The organism is Rhizobacter sp. (genome assembly GCF_035702065.1).
Classification (GTDB): domain Bacteria; phylum Pseudomonadota; class Gammaproteobacteria; order Burkholderiales; family Burkholderiaceae_C; genus Rhizobacter.
In genome coordinates this window covers 1-15869 of record NZ_DASSRA010000301.1, presented here as the reverse complement: position 1 = coordinate 15869, position 15869 = coordinate 1, and the positions used below count along the sequence as shown (strand labels likewise).

15 protein-coding genes are annotated in these 15869 nt (G+C 68.0%); 2 read left to right on the top strand and 13 right to left on the bottom strand.

All coding sequences use genetic code 11. The annotated features are described in order from the left end of the window. The 3 genes from VFL64_RS13640 to VFL64_RS13630 all read right to left on the bottom strand — a co-directional run. On the bottom strand, positions 1-807 hold an 807-nt coding region (locus VFL64_RS13640), incomplete at its 3' end, for a GMC family oxidoreductase (RefSeq protein WP_489540921.1). A 79-nt stretch (positions 808-886) separates the two neighbouring features. Then, a complete protein-coding gene (locus VFL64_RS13635; RefSeq protein ID WP_489540920.1) occupies positions 887-1525 on the bottom strand; it encodes a MarC family protein in 639 nt (212 codons plus the stop codon). A gap of 12 nt (positions 1526-1537) precedes the next feature. Then, complete coding sequence (locus VFL64_RS13630) at positions 1538-2305, bottom strand: helical backbone metal receptor (protein WP_489540919.1); 768 nt, start codon at positions 2303-2305, stop codon at positions 1538-1540. A 258-nt stretch (positions 2306-2563) separates the two neighbouring features. Here VFL64_RS13630 and rbp point away from each other — a divergent pair, with 258 nt between their 5' ends. Further along, a complete protein-coding gene (gene rbp / locus VFL64_RS13625; RefSeq protein WP_489540918.1) occupies positions 2564-3064 on the top strand; it encodes an RNA-binding regulator in 501 nt (166 codons plus the stop codon). 115 nt (positions 3065-3179) lie between these two features. Here the strand turns inward: rbp and VFL64_RS13620 are convergent, their stop codons facing one another. Genes VFL64_RS13620 through VFL64_RS13605 form a run of 4 tightly spaced genes read right to left on the bottom strand, consistent with a single transcriptional unit; the run spans position 3180 to position 6214 of the window. After that, positions 3180-3953 carry an SDR family oxidoreductase gene (locus tag VFL64_RS13620; protein ID WP_489540923.1) on the bottom strand — a complete coding sequence of 258 codons (774 nt, stop codon included), beginning with the start codon at positions 3951-3953 and terminating at the stop codon, positions 3180-3182. A gap of 2 nt (positions 3954-3955) precedes the next feature. Next, positions 3956-4642, bottom strand: a complete 687-nt coding sequence (gene lptC / locus VFL64_RS13615; RefSeq protein WP_489540917.1) for an LPS export ABC transporter periplasmic protein LptC — start codon at positions 4640-4642, stop codon at positions 3956-3958. Beyond that, a complete protein-coding gene (locus VFL64_RS13610; RefSeq protein ID WP_489540916.1) occupies positions 4629-5201 on the bottom strand; it encodes a KdsC family phosphatase in 573 nt (190 codons plus the stop codon). Before VFL64_RS13610 ends, lptC begins: the two co-directional genes overlap by 14 nt. 11 nt (positions 5202-5212) lie before the next feature. Beyond that, a complete protein-coding gene (locus tag VFL64_RS13605) occupies positions 5213-6214 on the bottom strand; it encodes a KpsF/GutQ family sugar-phosphate isomerase (RefSeq protein WP_489540915.1) in 1002 nt (333 codons plus the stop codon). Positions 6215-6292: 78 nt separating this feature from the next. Between VFL64_RS13605 and VFL64_RS13600 the strand changes: the two genes are divergently transcribed. After that, a complete protein-coding gene (locus tag VFL64_RS13600; protein WP_489540914.1) occupies positions 6293-8293 on the top strand; it encodes a monovalent cation:proton antiporter family protein in 2001 nt (666 codons plus the stop codon). Between the two features lie 76 nt (positions 8294-8369). Here the strand turns inward: VFL64_RS13600 and VFL64_RS13595 are convergent, their stop codons facing one another. The 6 genes from VFL64_RS13595 to yidD form a co-directional block, all read right to left on the bottom strand. Next, positions 8370-9854: an alpha/beta hydrolase family protein gene (locus tag VFL64_RS13595; protein ID WP_489540913.1), complete on the bottom strand. Its 1485-nt coding sequence runs from the start codon at positions 9852-9854 to the stop codon at positions 8370-8372. A gap of 175 nt (positions 9855-10029) precedes the next feature. Then, positions 10030-10497: a cyclic nucleotide-binding domain-containing protein gene (locus VFL64_RS13590; protein ID WP_489540912.1), complete on the bottom strand. Its 468-nt coding sequence runs from the start codon at positions 10495-10497 to the stop codon at positions 10030-10032. A 105-nt stretch (positions 10498-10602) separates the two neighbouring features. Further along, complete coding sequence (locus VFL64_RS13585) at positions 10603-12102, bottom strand: B12-binding domain-containing radical SAM protein (protein ID WP_489540911.1); 1500 nt, start codon at positions 12100-12102, stop codon at positions 10603-10605. Between the two features lie 110 nt (positions 12103-12212). Continuing rightward, positions 12213-13577 carry a tRNA uridine-5-carboxymethylaminomethyl(34) synthesis GTPase MnmE gene (gene mnmE / locus VFL64_RS13580; RefSeq protein ID WP_489540910.1) on the bottom strand — a complete coding sequence of 455 codons (1365 nt, stop codon included), beginning with the start codon at positions 13575-13577 and terminating at the stop codon, positions 12213-12215. Positions 13578-13841: 264 nt separating this feature from the next. Continuing rightward, positions 13842-15593, bottom strand: coding sequence for a membrane protein insertase YidC (gene yidC / locus VFL64_RS13575; RefSeq protein WP_489540909.1), 1752 nt, complete (start codon positions 15591-15593; stop codon positions 13842-13844). Further along, a complete protein-coding gene (gene yidD, locus VFL64_RS13570) occupies positions 15590-15859 on the bottom strand; it encodes a membrane protein insertion efficiency factor YidD (RefSeq protein ID WP_489540922.1) in 270 nt (89 codons plus the stop codon). Before yidD ends, yidC begins: the two co-directional genes overlap by 4 nt. Positions 15860-15869: the final 10 nt, after the last annotated feature.

The window sequence follows — 15869 nt, the reverse complement described above, 5'->3', positions numbered from 1 at the left end:
CGCCCCGGTGGCGAGGATCACCTCGGCGCGCGCCTTCACCTGGAGCGGCGCACCGCCGCCCTGCGGCAGCACCTCGACGCCGGTGGCACGTCGTTCGTTGTCCAGCAGCACGCGCGAGATGTGCGCACCCATCCACACCTGCAGGTTCTCGCGGTGCTGGACCGGCCGCAGAAAGGCCTTGGCCGCGTTCCAGCGGATGCCGCGGCGCTGGTTCACGTCGAAGTAGCCCACGCCTTCGTTGTCGCCGCGGTTGAAGTCGCTGCTGTGCGGGATGCCGGCCTCTTGCGCGGCCTGCGCGAAGGCGTCGAGCACGTCCCAGCGCAGGCGCTGCTTCTCGACGCGCCACTCGCCGCCGGGGCGCGCGCCGGTGGGGTCGAAGCCGGGCGCGGCGTGCACCTCGTCGGCGCCCTTGTGGAAGTCTTCGTGCTTCATGAAGGCGGGCAGGCATTCGCGCCAGCTCCAGCCCTCGTTGCCGAGCGCGCCCCAGTGGTCGTAGTCACGCGCCTGGCCGCGCATGTAGATCATGCCGTTGATGCTGGAGCAGCCGCCCATCACCTTGCCGCGCGGGTAGCGCAGCTTGCGGCCGTTGAGGCCGGGGTCTTCGTCGGTGAAGTAGAGCCAGTCGGTGCGCGGGTTGCCGATGCAGTACAGGTAGCCGACCGGGATGTGGATCCAGAGGTAGTCGTCGTTGCCGCCGGCTTCGATCAGCAGCACCCGCTTGGCTGGGTCGGCCGAGAGCCGGTTGGCCAGCAGGCAGCCGGCGGTGCCGGCGCCGCAGATGATGTAGTCGTAGGTGGAAGGGGTCACGAAAGCTGCCGGGCAGTTCGTCGCGGAGTCTAGCCGTCGAATGCACGCCAGCGCGTGCTCGACAACCACAGGTGTTGTCTCAGCGCACGGCACCCGCCAGCACAGGGAAGAGCTTGATCAGCCCGTCCGACATCACCTCGACCGCGAGCGCGGCCAGGATCAGCCCCATCAGCCGCGTCATCACGTTGATGCCGGTCTTGCCCAGCACGCGGGCGATGCGCCCGGCCGCACTGAAGGCGAGCCACACGGCGATGCCGATCACCACGCCATAGCCGACCAGAAAGGCCAGCTCCCACCAGTGGCGCGTCTTGTCGGCATAGATGACCATGGTCGAAATGGTGGCCGGCCCGGTCAGCAGCGGGATGGTGAGCGGCACCACGGCGATGCTGTCGCCGGCGTCGACCTTGTCGTCGCCTTCGCTCACGTCTTCCTTGCGCGTCTCGGCCGGCTGAGCGTTGAGCATCTGCAGCGCCGAGATCAGCAGCAATGTGCCGCCGCCAACCTGGAACGACGCCAGCGAAATGCCGAAGAACTCGATGATCTTCAGGCCTGCCAGCGCGCTCACCGAGATCACCATGAAGGCGCTGAAGGCCGCCACGCGCACCGTGCGCCGGCGTTGTTCGCGCGTGAAGCCTTCGGTGAAGTGGATGTAGAAGGGGATCACGCCGATCGGGTTGACGATGGCGAGCAGGGCGATCAGCGGCTTGTAGATGTCCATCGCCGCATTCTGTTAGGTGGCGGCGAGTTCGCGCAGATAGCGCAAACCCGGCACCGCGCGCGGGCCGTACCAGCTGAGCAGCTCGCCGTCGACGCGTTGCACTTGGGCGTGGGGGCACAGCGCCTGGGCCTGCCGCTGGTGCTCGTCGCTGAAGCTGAAGGGCTCGGAGCTGAGCAACACGCGCTCGACATCGGCGAGCCAGGGCTCGTCGCCACGCAGCGCGGGATAGCGCGCCGCACCGCGCTCGCCGCCATCGCGCGCGGGCTCGGTCAGCCAGTTCACGCGGGCCAGCATGCGCGAGATGTAGGTGTCGCGCGCGACCGTCATCCACGGCCCGTGCCAGATCAGGTACAGCACACGGCACGGCGGTCGGCCCACCGCAGCCGTCTGGCGCAGTTCGTCGCCGATCGAATCACGCAGCGCCTGCGCACGCTCGGCCACCCCGGGCAGGCCGGCAAAGGCGCGGGCCAGCTGATCGACCAGGTTCAGGTTGTCTTCAGGGCCGCACGGGTGGGTGACGATGAGTTGCGCGCCGAGCGACTGCAGTGCCTCGGCGGTATCGCGGCGGTTTTCATCCACGTTCAGCAGCACATGGGTGGGGGCCAGCTGCTGCAGTTTGGCGAGATTCACGTCCTTGGTGCCGCCGACTTTGGGCACCGCCTGCAATTGGTCGGCCGGGTGAATGCAAAACCCCGTGCGTGCCACCAGTCGATCGCCCAAACCCAGTTGCACCACCAATTCGGTGAGGCTGGGAACCAGGCTGGCGATGCGCACGTTCATGGGGGCAGGCGTGCAAGTGGGGCCTCGCCATCATAGGGATGGCACATACCGGAGCCGGCCTGTCCAATGCCACCTGCCCCGAAAACAACACTTTCAGGGCAGGTGAATCGCAGGGCTTACCACTATTTGCAACGCTTTGCGCTATTACTTGATAATGGAATTTCCCGGTTTGGATGCAGCGCCTTCGCTTGAATGGTTCAGGATAGGTAGAAGCTCCACATTTGTTCTCTGTGTCATCAGGAAAGAAAGGCGCTCTTCATGGGCAATAAACTCTACGTCGGTAACCTCGCATACAGCGTTCGCGACGACGATCTTCAACAAGCATTCGCCCAATTCGGCACCGTCTCATCGGCCAAGGTGATGATGGACCGCGACACCGGCCGCTCCAAGGGCTTCGGTTTCGTCGAAATGGGTTCTGATGCCGAGGCCCAATCGGCCATCAACGGCATGAACGGCCAGGCCCTCGATGGCCGCGCGGTCGTGGTCAACGAGGCACGCCCCCGCGAAGAGCGCCCGGGTGGCTTCGGTGGCGGTGGTCGCTCCGGTGGCGGCGGTGGCTACGGCGGCGGTGGCCGCTCTGGTGGTGGCGGCGGCTACGGCGGCGGTGGCGGTGGTTACGGCGGCGGTGGTGGCGGCGGCTACGGTGGCGGCGGCGGTGGCCGCTCCGGTGGTGGTGGCGGCTCCGGCGGTGGCGGCGGTGGCCGCTCCGGTGGTGGCGGCGGCTACGGCGGCGGCGGCGGTGGCCGCGGCGGTTACTGATCCGATGCGCTGAGCTGCTTCACGAAACCGGGTTCAGCAGCAAACAAGAAGCGGTGGTGCGACAAGCCCCACCGCTTTTTTCATGGGCGCTCACTCAGGCAAGCGCTGCCGCGGGTTACTCGCCCTGTCGGTGCTTGCGCGGCCGCCCGGCCAGCACGAGGTCGAACAGAGGGTTCGGCAAGGCGCGCAGCAGCCTGGCCACGACACCCATCTGCCAAGGGATGACGCGGTAACTCACCCCGGACGCGATGGCTTGGTAGGCCTTGTCGGCGAACGCGTCGGGCTGCATCAGGAAGGGCATGCCATAGCGGTTCTTGCTCGTGAGCGGCGTGGCCACGTAGCCGGGGCCGACGGTCACCACCTTCACGCCGTCGGGCCGCAACTCCCCCCGCAGGCTTTCGCAGTAGCTGATGACGGCCGCCTTGCTGGAACAGTAGGCCCCATGGCCCGGCAGGCCGCGGATGCCGGCCACGCTGGCGATGCCCACCAGCGTGCCGGCGCGTCGTGCGCGCATCGGCGTGATGAACGGCTGGAAGGTCGCGGCCATGCCGAGGTTGTTGGTCTCGTAGGTGGCACGCATGACCTCCAGGTCGCTGTACACCGCGGTGTCCATGCCGATGCTGATGCCGGCATTGGCAATCACCACATCGGGCAGGCCCTGGGCCGCGAGGCAGGCCTGGCCGGCGCCGGTGATGCTGGCGATGTCGCGCACGTCGGCGGCGTAGACGGCGTAGCGCGCCGCATCGAGGCCTTGCGACTGAGCCCAGGCCTGCACCTCGTTCGCGCGGCGTGCCACCAGTGCGAGCCGGTAGCCGGCGCGGTAGAAGCGCGCGGCCAAGGCCTGTCCGATGCCGCTGGAGGCGCCCGTCACGAACAGCAGCGGAGCCATCGTCATGGCTGCCCCTTGGGCGGAAAGCTCGCGCGCATGCGTCCGCCGAACTGGATCAGGCGTGCCAGGTGGTCGTACTCCATGCCGCCATCGGCACGCACCTCGGTGTCACCGCGCGTGACGGTCACCGGCAGGTGCGAGCGCACGCGTTCGGTGTCGAGAAAGGCGTGCAGGAATTCGCTGCGGAAATGGATGGGCGCATCGCCGTCCCCCTGGCCGTCCCGGATGATCTCGGCCACCCCGAACAGCTGCACTTCGGTGGCCGCCCCGTTGGCGATGGCACGCCGCGCGGTGGCGCGCGTCACGCGGCCATCGGGAGCCACGGCGCGCAGGCGCACGTTGTCGATCTCGACCGTGTCGGTGTCGGGATAGTGGCGCAGCGCATCGCCTTCGATCTGCGCCCGCAGCGGGCCTTCAGGTGTGAAGCGCTGCACCGCGAAGTTGCGCATCTCGTAGTCAGGTTCGTGCCGCGGAGCGGCGGCGGTGCGCGCCTCGCCGGCCAGCGGCGTGCTCTTCACCAGCCACCAGGTGCCGAGGGCAAGCAACGCCATCAGCAGCAGGGGCAGGTAGGACGACACCCATTCCAACAGACGCCAGCGCCAGGGCTGGGTCACGTAGTGCGAGGCGGCGGGGGCCGGCGGCGCAAGGACCACCGGGTCGTCGAGGCCGAGAACCTCAGGAACGTCCATCGAGCGTGACCAGATGGCCGCGCAGCAGCGGCGCATAGCGGCCGGCGGCGGTGAGCAGCAGGTCGCAGCATTCACGCGCCGCGCCATGGCCACCTGGGGCCGTGGTCACATGGTGCGCGGCGGCCTTGGCCTCGGCATGGGCGTTGGCGGGGGCACAGGCGAAGCCGGCGCGCACCAGCAGGGGCAGGTCGGGCCAGTCGTCGCCCATCGCGGCGAGCGACTCCCACCCCAGCTGCAGTGTCTGGAGCACGGTCTCGGCAGCGGCCAGCTTGTCGTGTGCCCCATAGATGGCGTGCGCGATGCCGAGGTCGGCCACGCGGCGGCGCACGGCCGGCGAATCGCGCCCTGTGATCACCACCGGCGTGATGCCGCCCTGCGCCAACAGCTTGAGGCCATGGCCGTCGAGCGTGCTGTAGGCCTTGAACTCTTCGCCGCGCTCGCTGAGGTAGATGCGGCCATCGGTCAGCACGCCGTCGACGTCGAAGATGGCCGCGCGAACAGGCTGCGCTTTCAGCAGCAGTTCGGGTGGGAACTGAAGCACCGGGGTGATCTGACGCATCGGCTCGCGCATCAGATGACCTTGGCGCGCATCAGGTCGTTGGAGTTGAGCGCACCGACCAGCGTGCCATCGGCGTCGACGACCAGCACGCTGGTGATGCGGTGGGCTTCCATCAGGTCGGCCGCCTCCACCGCCAGCACCTCGGGGCGAATGGTGCGCGGCCGCGGGTGCATCACGTCGGCGGCCACCAGGTCGCGCAGGTCGCGGCCCTGTTCGATGCAGCGGCGCAGGTCGCCGGCGGTGAAGATGCCCTGCACGCGCCCCTGCGCGTCGGTGATGGCGGTGGCACCCAGGCCTTTTTGCGTCATCTCGCGCATCATCTGAACGAAGGGGGTGTCGGGCGCGACCCGCGGCACGGCATCGCCACAGCGCATCACGTCGCGCACGTGGGTGAGCAGCTTGCGGCCCAGGCTGCCGCCGGGGTGCGAGCGGGCGAAGTCCTCTTCGCGGAAGCCGCGCGCGTCGAGCAGGGCCACGGCGAGCGCGTCGCCGAGCGCCATCTGCGCGGTGGTGCTCGCGGTGGGCGCGAGGTTGAGCGGGCAGGCTTCTTCGTCGACCGCGCTGCTGAGCGTGAGGTCGGCGTGCTGCGCGAGCGTCGATTCGGCACGGCCGGTAATGGCCACGAGTGTCACCCCCACGCGCTTGAGTGCAGGCAGGATGGCGGTGAGTTCGTCGACCTCGCCCGAGTTGGACAGCGCCAGCACCACGTCATGGGGTGTGACCATGCCGAGGTCGCCGTGGCTGGCCTCGGCCGGGTGCACGAAGAACGCCGGCGTGCCGGTGGAAGCGAGCGTGGCGGCGATCTTGTTCCCCACGTGCCCGCTCTTGCCCATGCCCATCACGACCACGCGGCCGCGGCAGTCGAGCATGGCCTTCACGGCCTGCGCGAATTCGGTGCCCTGGCGCGCCTTCAGGCCGAGCAAGGCCTTGGCTTCGATGTCGAAGGTGTCGCGCGCGAGTTTCAGCGCACGTTCGGCATCGAAAGAAGAGGTGGGAGCAGCTTGATCAGACACGGCGCAAATCGGCCCGCTGAGAGGGCGTCCAGTAGGATGCGGCGATTGTAGGCACGCCGCTTGCGCCAACGCGCTTCCATGGTCTCCACCCTCGAACTGATCCTGCTCTACCTCGTGGCCGCGGTCGGCGGCGTGGTGGCCTGCCGCATGCTGCGCCTGCCGCCCATGCTGGGCTACCTGGCGGTGGGCGTGCTGATCGGCCCCAACGCGCTGGCGCTGGCCAAGGACTCCTCGGGCATCACCTACCTGGCCGAGTTCGGCGTGGTGTTCCTGATGTTCGTGATCGGGCTGGAGTTCAACCTGCCCAAGCTCAAGAGCATGCGCAAGGTGGTGTTCGGACTCGGCCTGAGCCAGGTGGCACTGACTATGCTGGTGGCGGTGGCCGGCAACGCGCTGCTGGCCTGGGCGTTCGCACTGGCCGGGCGGCAGTGGGGGCTGAACTGGCAGAGCGCGGTGGCGCTCGGCGGCGCGCTCGCGATGAGCAGCACAGCCATCGTCGTCAAGCTGATGGCCGAGCGGCTGGAGCTGGAAAGCGAGCACGGCCGGCGCGTGATGGGCGTGCTGCTGTTCCAGGACTTGGCGGTGGTGCCGCTGCTGGTGCTGATCCCCGCACTGGGCTCATCGCCCGAGGCGCTCGCGCAGGCGCTGGCCCTTGCCGCCCTGAAGGCCGGCGCGCTGCTGACGGTGCTGCTGGTGGGCGGCCAGCGCGTGATGCGCTGGTGGCTGACCCTGGTGGCACGTCGCAAGAGCGAGGAACTGTTCGTCCTCAACCTGCTGCTGGTCACGCTGGGCCTGGCCTGGCTCACCGAGCACGCCGGGCTGTCGCTGGCGCTGGGCGCCTTCGTGGCCGGCATGCTGATCGCCGAGACCGAGTACAAGCACCAGGTGGAGACCGACATCCGGCCCTTCCACGATGTGCTGCTGGGCCTGTTCTTCATCACCATCGGCATGAAGCTCGACGGCGAGATCCTGCTCGCCCAGTGGCCGCTGGTGCTGCTCTTGTGCCTGCTGCCGGTGCTGTTCAAGTTCGTGCTGGTGGCGGCGCTCGCGCGGCTCTTCGGCGCCGCACCCGGCGTGGCGCTGCGTACCGGCCTGTACCTCGCGCAGGCCGGTGAGTTCGGCTTCGTGCTGGTGAACTTGGCGACGCAGCAGCAGCTGCTGCCGGCCTCGCTGCAAAGCCCGGTGCTGGCGAGCATGGTGCTGTCGATGCTGGCCACGCCGCTGATCGTGATGTACAGCAACCGCATCGTGATGCGCCTGTCGGCCAACGACTGGCTGATGCAGTCGGTGGCCATGACGACCATCGCCAAGCGCGCGATCAACACCGAGGCCCACATCATCATCGCCGGCTACGGCCGCAGCGGCCAGAACCTGGCACGCCTGCTCGACGGCGAGCGCATCCCCTACATGGCGCTCGACCTCGATCCCGACCGCGTGCGCCAGGCCGCGGCCGCCGGCCAGAGCGTGGTGTTCGGCGACGCCGCGCGCCTGCAAAGCCTGATGGCCGCCGGCCTGGCGCGCGCCAGCGCGGTGGTGGTGAGCTACCACGACACGCCCTCGGCGCTGAAGATCCTGCGCCTGGTGCAGGCCCATGCGCCCACGGTGCCGGTGATCGTGCGCACGCTCGACGACTCCGACATCGAGCGCCTGCAGGCCGCCGGCGCCACCGAGGTGGTGCCCGAAGCCATCGAAGGCTCGCTGATGCTGGCCAGCCACGCGCTGGCGCTGGTGGGCGTGCCCATGCGGCGCGTGATCCGCGTGGTGCAGGACCAGCGAGATGCGCGCTACAGCCTGCTGCGCGGCTACTTCCACGGCGCCGACGACGACACCATCGACGACCTGCAGCAGGCGCGCCTGCTGAGCGTGAACCTGCCGCCGGCTGCGGCCAGCCTGGGCCGGCCGCTCGCCGACCTGGCCCTGCACGCAGTGGGCGTGACGGTGGTGTCGGTGCGGCGCGCCTCCGGTGCCGTCACCAAGCCCGATGAGGGCTTGATGCTCGCGGCGGGCGACACCCTGGTGCTGTCGGGGCGGCCCGAGGCCTTGTCGCTGGCGGAGAGCAAGCTGCTCGGGCGGCTCTGAATCGACCGCCATGAAAAAGGGGCCCGAAGGCCCCTGAGACATCAGCGCGAACATCAGCGCGAATGGCGCAGCCTCATCACGGGCACGCCGCCGTGGTCGCAGCGATGATCTGCCGCAGGCCAAGCGTGCCGGCGGAGTCGTCCGCCCCCGGCGTGTTCACCGTGAAGGTGCAGCCGTAGGTGGGCGCCGCCACGGTCGCCGCGGTCACGACATCGTCGCCCGCCGGCTTCGCGCCACCGGCTTCCCACGCGACCATGTCGGAGAAGGCCTGCACCTGCTCGGCCACGGTGAAGTCGCAGTGGCTGATGCCGCGGATGGCACGCTGCACCAGGTAGGCGCTGTTGCCCTTGGCGGCGACACGCCTTTGGTAGACCTGCTCCATGCTGAAGGGCACGAACAAGTCACCCAGCGTGTGGATCGACACCACCGGGATCTTGAACTCGCCATTCGCCTTGGGAATCCAGCGCAGGCCATCGGTGCGCAGGCGGTTCGCATCCGCCGCGGGCGTGATCTTCTGTGCCGATGCGTTCAGCGCGGTCGAGGCGGCGGCATCGCCATCGATCGTGTAGGTGAAGCCGGTCGTGTCCAGCACATTCTTGTTGAGGATGCCGGTCACCGAACCGACGGGCGTGGTGGGGTCGGCGGCGAACGTGCCATAGGCCGACGGGAAGGACTGCCCGTAGGCGAGCCCCTGCGCAAACATCGGCCGCGGCCCGCCGGTGATGTTCTGCAGGACCGACACGTACTGCGTACCGGCCCCTGCTCTGGCGACGATTGAGGGGGTGGGGAAGGCCGGCGTGGTGTTGAAGGTCGAGAACAGCGTGCTCGTCACCAGCGCCTGGATGTCAGTCCACTTGTTGGTGGGGTAGGCAGGCACACCGGCGAGCGCCTGCGCAGTGACCTGCATCGCAGCGAATTCGTTGAACAGCTCGGTGTCGCCCACCACCCCGCACATCGGCACCGCACCGTTGTAGCGGACCTTGTGCACGGCGGTGGCGTAGGCCTCGTCTTCGATGGCCGCCGCGGTGATGTGGCCGCCCATCGAGTGGCCGGTGATGAAGATCTTGGTCGGGGCGGTCAGCGGGCGCGAGTTGGCAGCCGCGATCGTGGTGAACTCCAGCGCCAGCGCATTGGTGTCCTCGACACCGGCGCGCACGTCGTAGTAGTTCTTGCTGTAGCTGGAAGCAGCCCAGGCATAGCCGTTCTGGATCAGGTAGCGGCGGATCGACGGGTTGCTCACACCCAGCGCCGCCCCCGTGCCGGCATAGCCGTGGGCGTACATCACCAGCTTGCCGTTCCAGTTCTGCGGCACTTCGACGCGGTAGGCCGCACCGTTCAGCACCCCCGCCCAGCGGCTGGTGGTGCTCATATCGACCACGTCGCCGGCGGCGGCGGCCATGGCGCTGAAGGTGGTGGCGGCGGTGGCGGTGAACGTGCGCGAGTCCTGCGCGCGGGTTTCTTCCGGAACCGGGGCAGGTGCGGGGTCGTCGTCCCCACCGCAGGACGCGAGCAGAACGCTGGCGGCCAGGACAGCCAGGCGCAGGGGAGAAAGGGAGGGCATGGGTGTGTCTCCTGTGTGTCGTTTGTTCGGTTGATTTCGGACGCCCGTGCCGCGGCGACCGCGAGCTAGGGTAGTGCCCGGCCGCAGGCACGGCGACCGGGCTTACCCCTTCGAACCCGTCACATGGGAGACAAATAGTTCTGCGTGGCGGAATGGCCGCCAGCAGAGGGGGCGCTCAGGTGATCGGCGTCTGCTTGGTGATGTTGGCGCGCATGCGAGCCGCCATCACGCCGCCCGCCGCGCGCACCAGTTCAAGCGCAAGTGCTGGCGAACGCTGGGCCAGCTCCTCGAGGCGCGGGCCGCGCAGGGCCCAGATGATGGACGGTGTCATGGCCTCGACATTGGCGGTGCGCGGACCGTCGATGAAGATGCCCGGCTCGCCCACCACCGAACCCGGACGCAAGATGGCGATGCGGTTGCTGCCCGGAGGGCCCCCCGTCATGAAGACCTGCAGCGAGCCGCGCCCCAGAAAGTACATGGTGCGGTCGCTGTCACCCTGCTTGATGACCATGTCGCCCGAACGCACGTCATGCTGCGTGAGGTAGGGCCCGATGGTGCGCCACTGCTCGGCCGTGAGGCGCGCACGGAACGCGTCTTCGGTGTTGAGCGACTGGATGGCTTGAACCAGTTCGTTGAAATCCATGGTGGGTCGTGGCCGCTGAGTGAAGGGGCGCGGACTGGGAAGCGCCGCAGAGGGGGATTATCGGCGCGCGCAGCGCGCCTCACAACCCGTGCGACACCCACAGCGTTACATCACGCCGTCGAAAGCCCGGGCACGCGGCGCAAGCTCCTTGCGGTTGATGCGATGCACTGCCGTGAGCAGGCGCATCACGGCCTTGCGGTGCGAGGCCGTCTCGACTTCTGCGTACCGGTGATCCACCCTTGCCTGTCGCAAGTCCTCATGGAGAATGCTGAAGCCGGGATAGCGCCCTGGCTTCTGGGCGTGCCTGCGATGCAGCGCGGTGCCGATGGTTACCTGCAGGCGGTTGAGCGAAACACGCTCGATGACGGACTGGTGCTTCTCCAGGAACTCGGCGCTGGCATGCACGTCATCCGCGGTCTCGCCCGGATACCCGGTGATCATCGTGCACCGTGTTGAAATCCCAGCCGAATTGGCGTTGTGCAGAAAGGTGCTGATTGCGTCGCGGCGCGAGCCCTTCTTCATCAGATCGGCGATGCGCTGACTTCCTGTTTCAAGCCCGGTCGTCAGCCTCACGCAGCCACTGCGTGCCGCATTCCAAAGGTCGGTCTCCGACAAGCCGTTGTCCGCTTCCGGGCCGACGTGCACGGCCCCTATCCACTCGCCGCGCGGCGCCGCCCCCTGCATACCGGCCGCGAGCTGGCGCCACATGGCCACATTGCTGTTGAGCTTCAGGTCCGTGAACACGAAGTGCGACACGCCCTGTCTGGCGTGATGAAAGCCGATCTCACTCAAGACATTCGCTGGACTGCGGGAGCGGTAGGTTCGGCCCGCCGTGCTCGTCACATCGCTGCAGAAGGTGCACACGCCCCAACCACACCCCCGCCCGGTGACGATGGGGACGATGCGATTCGGGTACGCATTCCACGGAAAGTCCGAGTAGTCCGGAAACGGGACTGCATCCAGCTCCTTGAGGGGTGGAGCGACCCTGCCGGTGAATCGACCACCCCCACTTGCGACGATCAGGCCCTGGTACGAGGCCAGGTCGCCTCCCCGCCGGACAGCCCTCACGATCGCCGCCAGATCAAGCTCCACCTCGCCGGCAGCAAGCGCCGTCAGTCCATCAATCGAAGCCCATTCCTGAATCACCTCGGATTGGCTGAAGTACGGGCCACCGATGACCACCGGAATGCCGCACCGTTTGCAGAGGGCGCAGATGCGCTCGCAGACCGCTCGGTACATCAGGTAGGTGGAGATCAGCACGGCCTGAGGCTTGTGCAGAGACAGCGCCTCTTCGAACCCCCGCACGACCGCATCATGGTGGGTCGTGATCTCGGAGGTTCTGCTCGCGGCGATCCGGTCTCGCCAGCGACGGACCCAAGCCACGCGCGTCGTGGCCACGCGATGATTGAGCTTGGACACCAGCAAGCCCAAGTGATGCGGGCGCGCTTCGCGCGTGACCCCGCCGACGCCCACCATCAAGGGTGAGAAGACCTCAACGCTTGTGCCTGACTGCCGCAACACAGCCGCCATGTAGCCAATCGACAGCGTCGGATAGCGCGCAAAGTTATTCAGATCTACCAGCAGCACCTCGCATGCTGTGTTCATGGCCTGTCTCCCTCGTGCATGTTCTGTCTTGTCGCACCGGCAATTCTCAAGGGAGCAGGTTCGGAGTTCACGATCGGCAGGCCCCGCGAACGCGGGGCTTCAGTCCACACTCACTTCCCGATGCACAAGCGGCTGAAGATCTCGCCCAGCAAATCGTCCGAGCTGAACGCTCCGGTGATTTCCGACAGCGCGTTGTGGGCCAGGCGCAGCTCTTCGGCAAGCAGATCGAGCGCGGGTTCGCGCGAGGCGGCCTGCGCTTGAGCCGCCTGCAGATGCGCTTGCGTGCGCTGCAAGGCCTGCACATGGCGCGCGCGCGCGATGAAGAGGCCTTCGGGTTGCGCATGCCAGCCGGCGAGCTGCAGGAGGGTGCGACGCAAGGCGTCCAGGCCGTCGCCGGTGGCGGCGGACAAGGCGATGCCCGACATCACCGATGCAGAGGCCAAGTCGCTCTTGTTGAACACATGGACCACGCGCTCGCCAAGCGGGGCAAGGCGCTGCGCGATCTGTGCGTCGCCGATCTCATAGGCTGATTCACCCAGGCGGGTGAGATCGTGCATGAACAACACCGCGTCAGCACGGGCGATCTCGTCCCAGCTGCGCGCAATGCCGATGCGCTCGACTTCGTCGCCGGCTTCGCGCAGGCCGGCGGTGTCGATCACGTGCAGCGGCACGCCTTCGATCTGGATGGTCTGGCTGACCTTGTCGCGCGTGGTGCCGGGGATGGGCGTGACGATGGCGAGCTCGGCACCGGCCAGCGCGTTGAGCAACGAACTCTTGCCCACGTTGGGCTGGCCCGCCAGCACGACCTGGATGCCTTCGCGCAGCAGCGCGCCCTGGCGCGCTCGGTCGAGCACTGCGTCGAGTTGGGCGGCAATGGCGTCGAGCTGGCCGCGCGCATCAGCCTTCTGCAGGAAGTCGATGTCTTCCTCGGGGAAGTCGAGCGTGGCCTCGACCAGCATGCGCAGGCGGACCAGGCGCTCGCGCAGGCCGTCGATCTCCTGCGAGAAGGCGCCGCTCAGCGAACGGCTGGCCGAGCGCGCGGCGGCTTCGGTGCTGGCATCGATCAGGTCGCTCACCGCCTCGGCCTGGGCCAGGTCGAGCTTGTCGTTGAGGTAGGCGCGCTGTGTGAACTCGCCCGGCTCGGCCAGGCGCAGGCCCATGTCGCGCCCAGCCTCCAGGCAACGCGCCAGCAGCAGCTGCAGCACGACGGGGCCGCCGTGGGCCTGCAGCTCCAGAACGTCTTCGCCGGTGTACGAATGCGGGGCGGGAAAGTGGATGGCCAGGCCCTGGTCGATGGGCTGGCCGTGTGCATCGGCGAAGGGCAGGTAGCTCGCGTGGCGGGCTTTCAGCGCCTGGCCGAGCAGGGCGTCGATCAGCGGCTGCAGGTTGCGACCCGAGGCGCGCACGATGCCCACCGCGCCGCGGCCTGCGGCGGTGGCGATGGCAACGATCGGCTGGTGGTGGCGCGGCAGCATGGTGCCGGAGATTGTCCCTGAGCTGCCGCGACGGGGCAGCTCAGGGGGAGATGGCGCGGGGGGAATCGCGTGTGCATCCTCCCGAGCCGCTGGCGTGTCTGTGGCAGAGCGCGCCAGCGGGTCTGCCCCGCTTTGACTGGTGAAGGCCGTGGTTGAAACCGCTCTTCGATGAGGCGGATCGTCGCGCCGACCGCGCCGCACAAGCAAGCCCCGGAGTGCGGGGGCAGCGTGAACTCGTCACGCTTCCCACGCCCTTGAGGCGCGCTACTTGCCGAGCACGCCCAGCTGCTTGTTGATGACCCACTGCTGGGCGATCGCAAGGATGTTGTTGGTCAGCCAGTACAGCACCAGGCCGGCCGGGAAGCCGAAGAACATCACCGAGAACACCAGCGGCATGATCCACATCATGCGGGCCTGCACCGGGTCCGGCGGCGTCGGGTTGAGCCAGGTCTGCAGCAGGCTCGACGCGGTCATCAGCAGCGGCAGGATGAAGTACGGGTCCTTGACCGAGAGGTCGGTGATCCAGCCGACCCACGGCGCGTTGCGCATCTCCACGCTGGCGAGCAGCACCGAGTAGAGCGCGATGAAGAAGGGCATCTGCACGAGGATGGGCAGGCAGCCGCCAAGCGGGTTGACCTTCTCTTCGCGGTAGATGCGCATCATCTCTTGCTGCATCTGCTGCGGCTTGTCCTTCAGGCGCTCGCGCAGTTCCATCACACGCGGGTTGATGGCCTTCATCTTGGCCATCGAGCGGTAGGCGCTGACGTTGAGCCAGTAGAAGGCGATGCGCAAGAGCACCACCAGCGCGACGATGGCCCAGCCCCAGTTGCCGAGCAGGGCGTGCAGCTGCGAGAGCAGCCAGAAGAGCGGCTTGGCCAGGATGGTGAAGATGCCGTAGTCGCGCACCAGGTCGAAGTCGGGCGCCACGTCGGCGAGCGACTTGAGCTTCTTGTCTTCCTGTGGGCCGGCGAACAGCTGCGCCTCCACCGACTTGCTCGCGCCGGCGGCGATCTCGCCCAGCGGCAGGAACATGCCCACCGCGAACTCGTTGGCCGTGCCGGGCACCTTGTCGGCGTAGATGTCGCGCGCCTGCTTGCCGCCCACCAGCCAGGCCGAGGCAAAGTAGTGCTGCAGCATCGCGACCCAGCCGTTGTCGGCGCTTTCCTTGACGGCCTTGCCCTTGTTCAGATCCTTGAACTCGACCTTCTGAAACTTGTTGGCCTCGGTGTAGACCGCCGGGCCGGTGAAGGTACCGTAGAAGAACGAGCCGCCCGGGGGCGGGTTGCCGTCGCGCACCAGCTGCAGGTACAGGCGCGGGCTGAGTGCCGCCGCAGAGCCGTTGACAACTTCGTGCGTGACGCCGATGGCGTAGTCACCGCGCTTGAAGGTGTAGGTCTTGATCAGCTTCACGCCGTTGACCTCGGGCGACTCAAAGGCGAGCTTCAGCTCCTTGGCGCCTTCCTTCAGCTCGCGCTCGCCGGGAACGACGCGCATCACCGTATGGTGTTCGGGCAAGGCGCCGGGGCCACCGGTGCTCGGCCACAGGCCGGTCTGCGCCACGTAGTAGCGCTCGCTCGACTGGTCGAACAGGATGACGTTCTGCTTCGCCGCCTTCGGGTCCGGCTTGTCGGCGCTGCCCTTGAAATAGCCCATCACGCGGTCGACGATGTCGGCCTGGTTCTGCTCCTGCTGTTGCAGCAGTTCCAGGCGCACCAGGGCCCCGCCCGTGCTGTCGAACGTGGCCTTCACGAGATCGGTGGTGACGGTGACCTTTTCCGCCGGCAGACCAGCCGCGGGCGCACTCGCGGCCGTGGCGGCGCTGGGTGCGACGGTGCTGGCCTGCGGGGGCGTGGGCGAAGTGGTCGACGCGCCCGGCGCTGCCGAAGCGGCCGGGCGAGCCGCGGGCGCGGGGCTGAACATCGACGGTTGCCCGTTGTGTTTGTTCCAGCCGTCCCAGAGCAGGGTCAGCGACATCAGGAACACCACCCACAGCAGGGTGCGGCGCATATCGGTCATGGGGAAGTCTTCTCGCGGGAGGAGGAAAGGTGAGAGAACAGGCCGCCCGCTTGCGCTGGGACGGGGTCGTGCCCGCCTTCACACCAGGGGTGGCAGCGCGCCAGGCGGCGCAATGTCAGGTAGCTGCCCGCCGCCGCACCGTGCTGCTGCAAGGCCTGCAGGGCAGAGGCCGAGCAGGTGGGTTCGAAGCGGCAGGCACTGCCCAGCCAGGGACTGAGGAAGAAACGGTAGGCACGAACCAGCCCGATCAGGAACTGCTGCGGCACGGACAGGAGC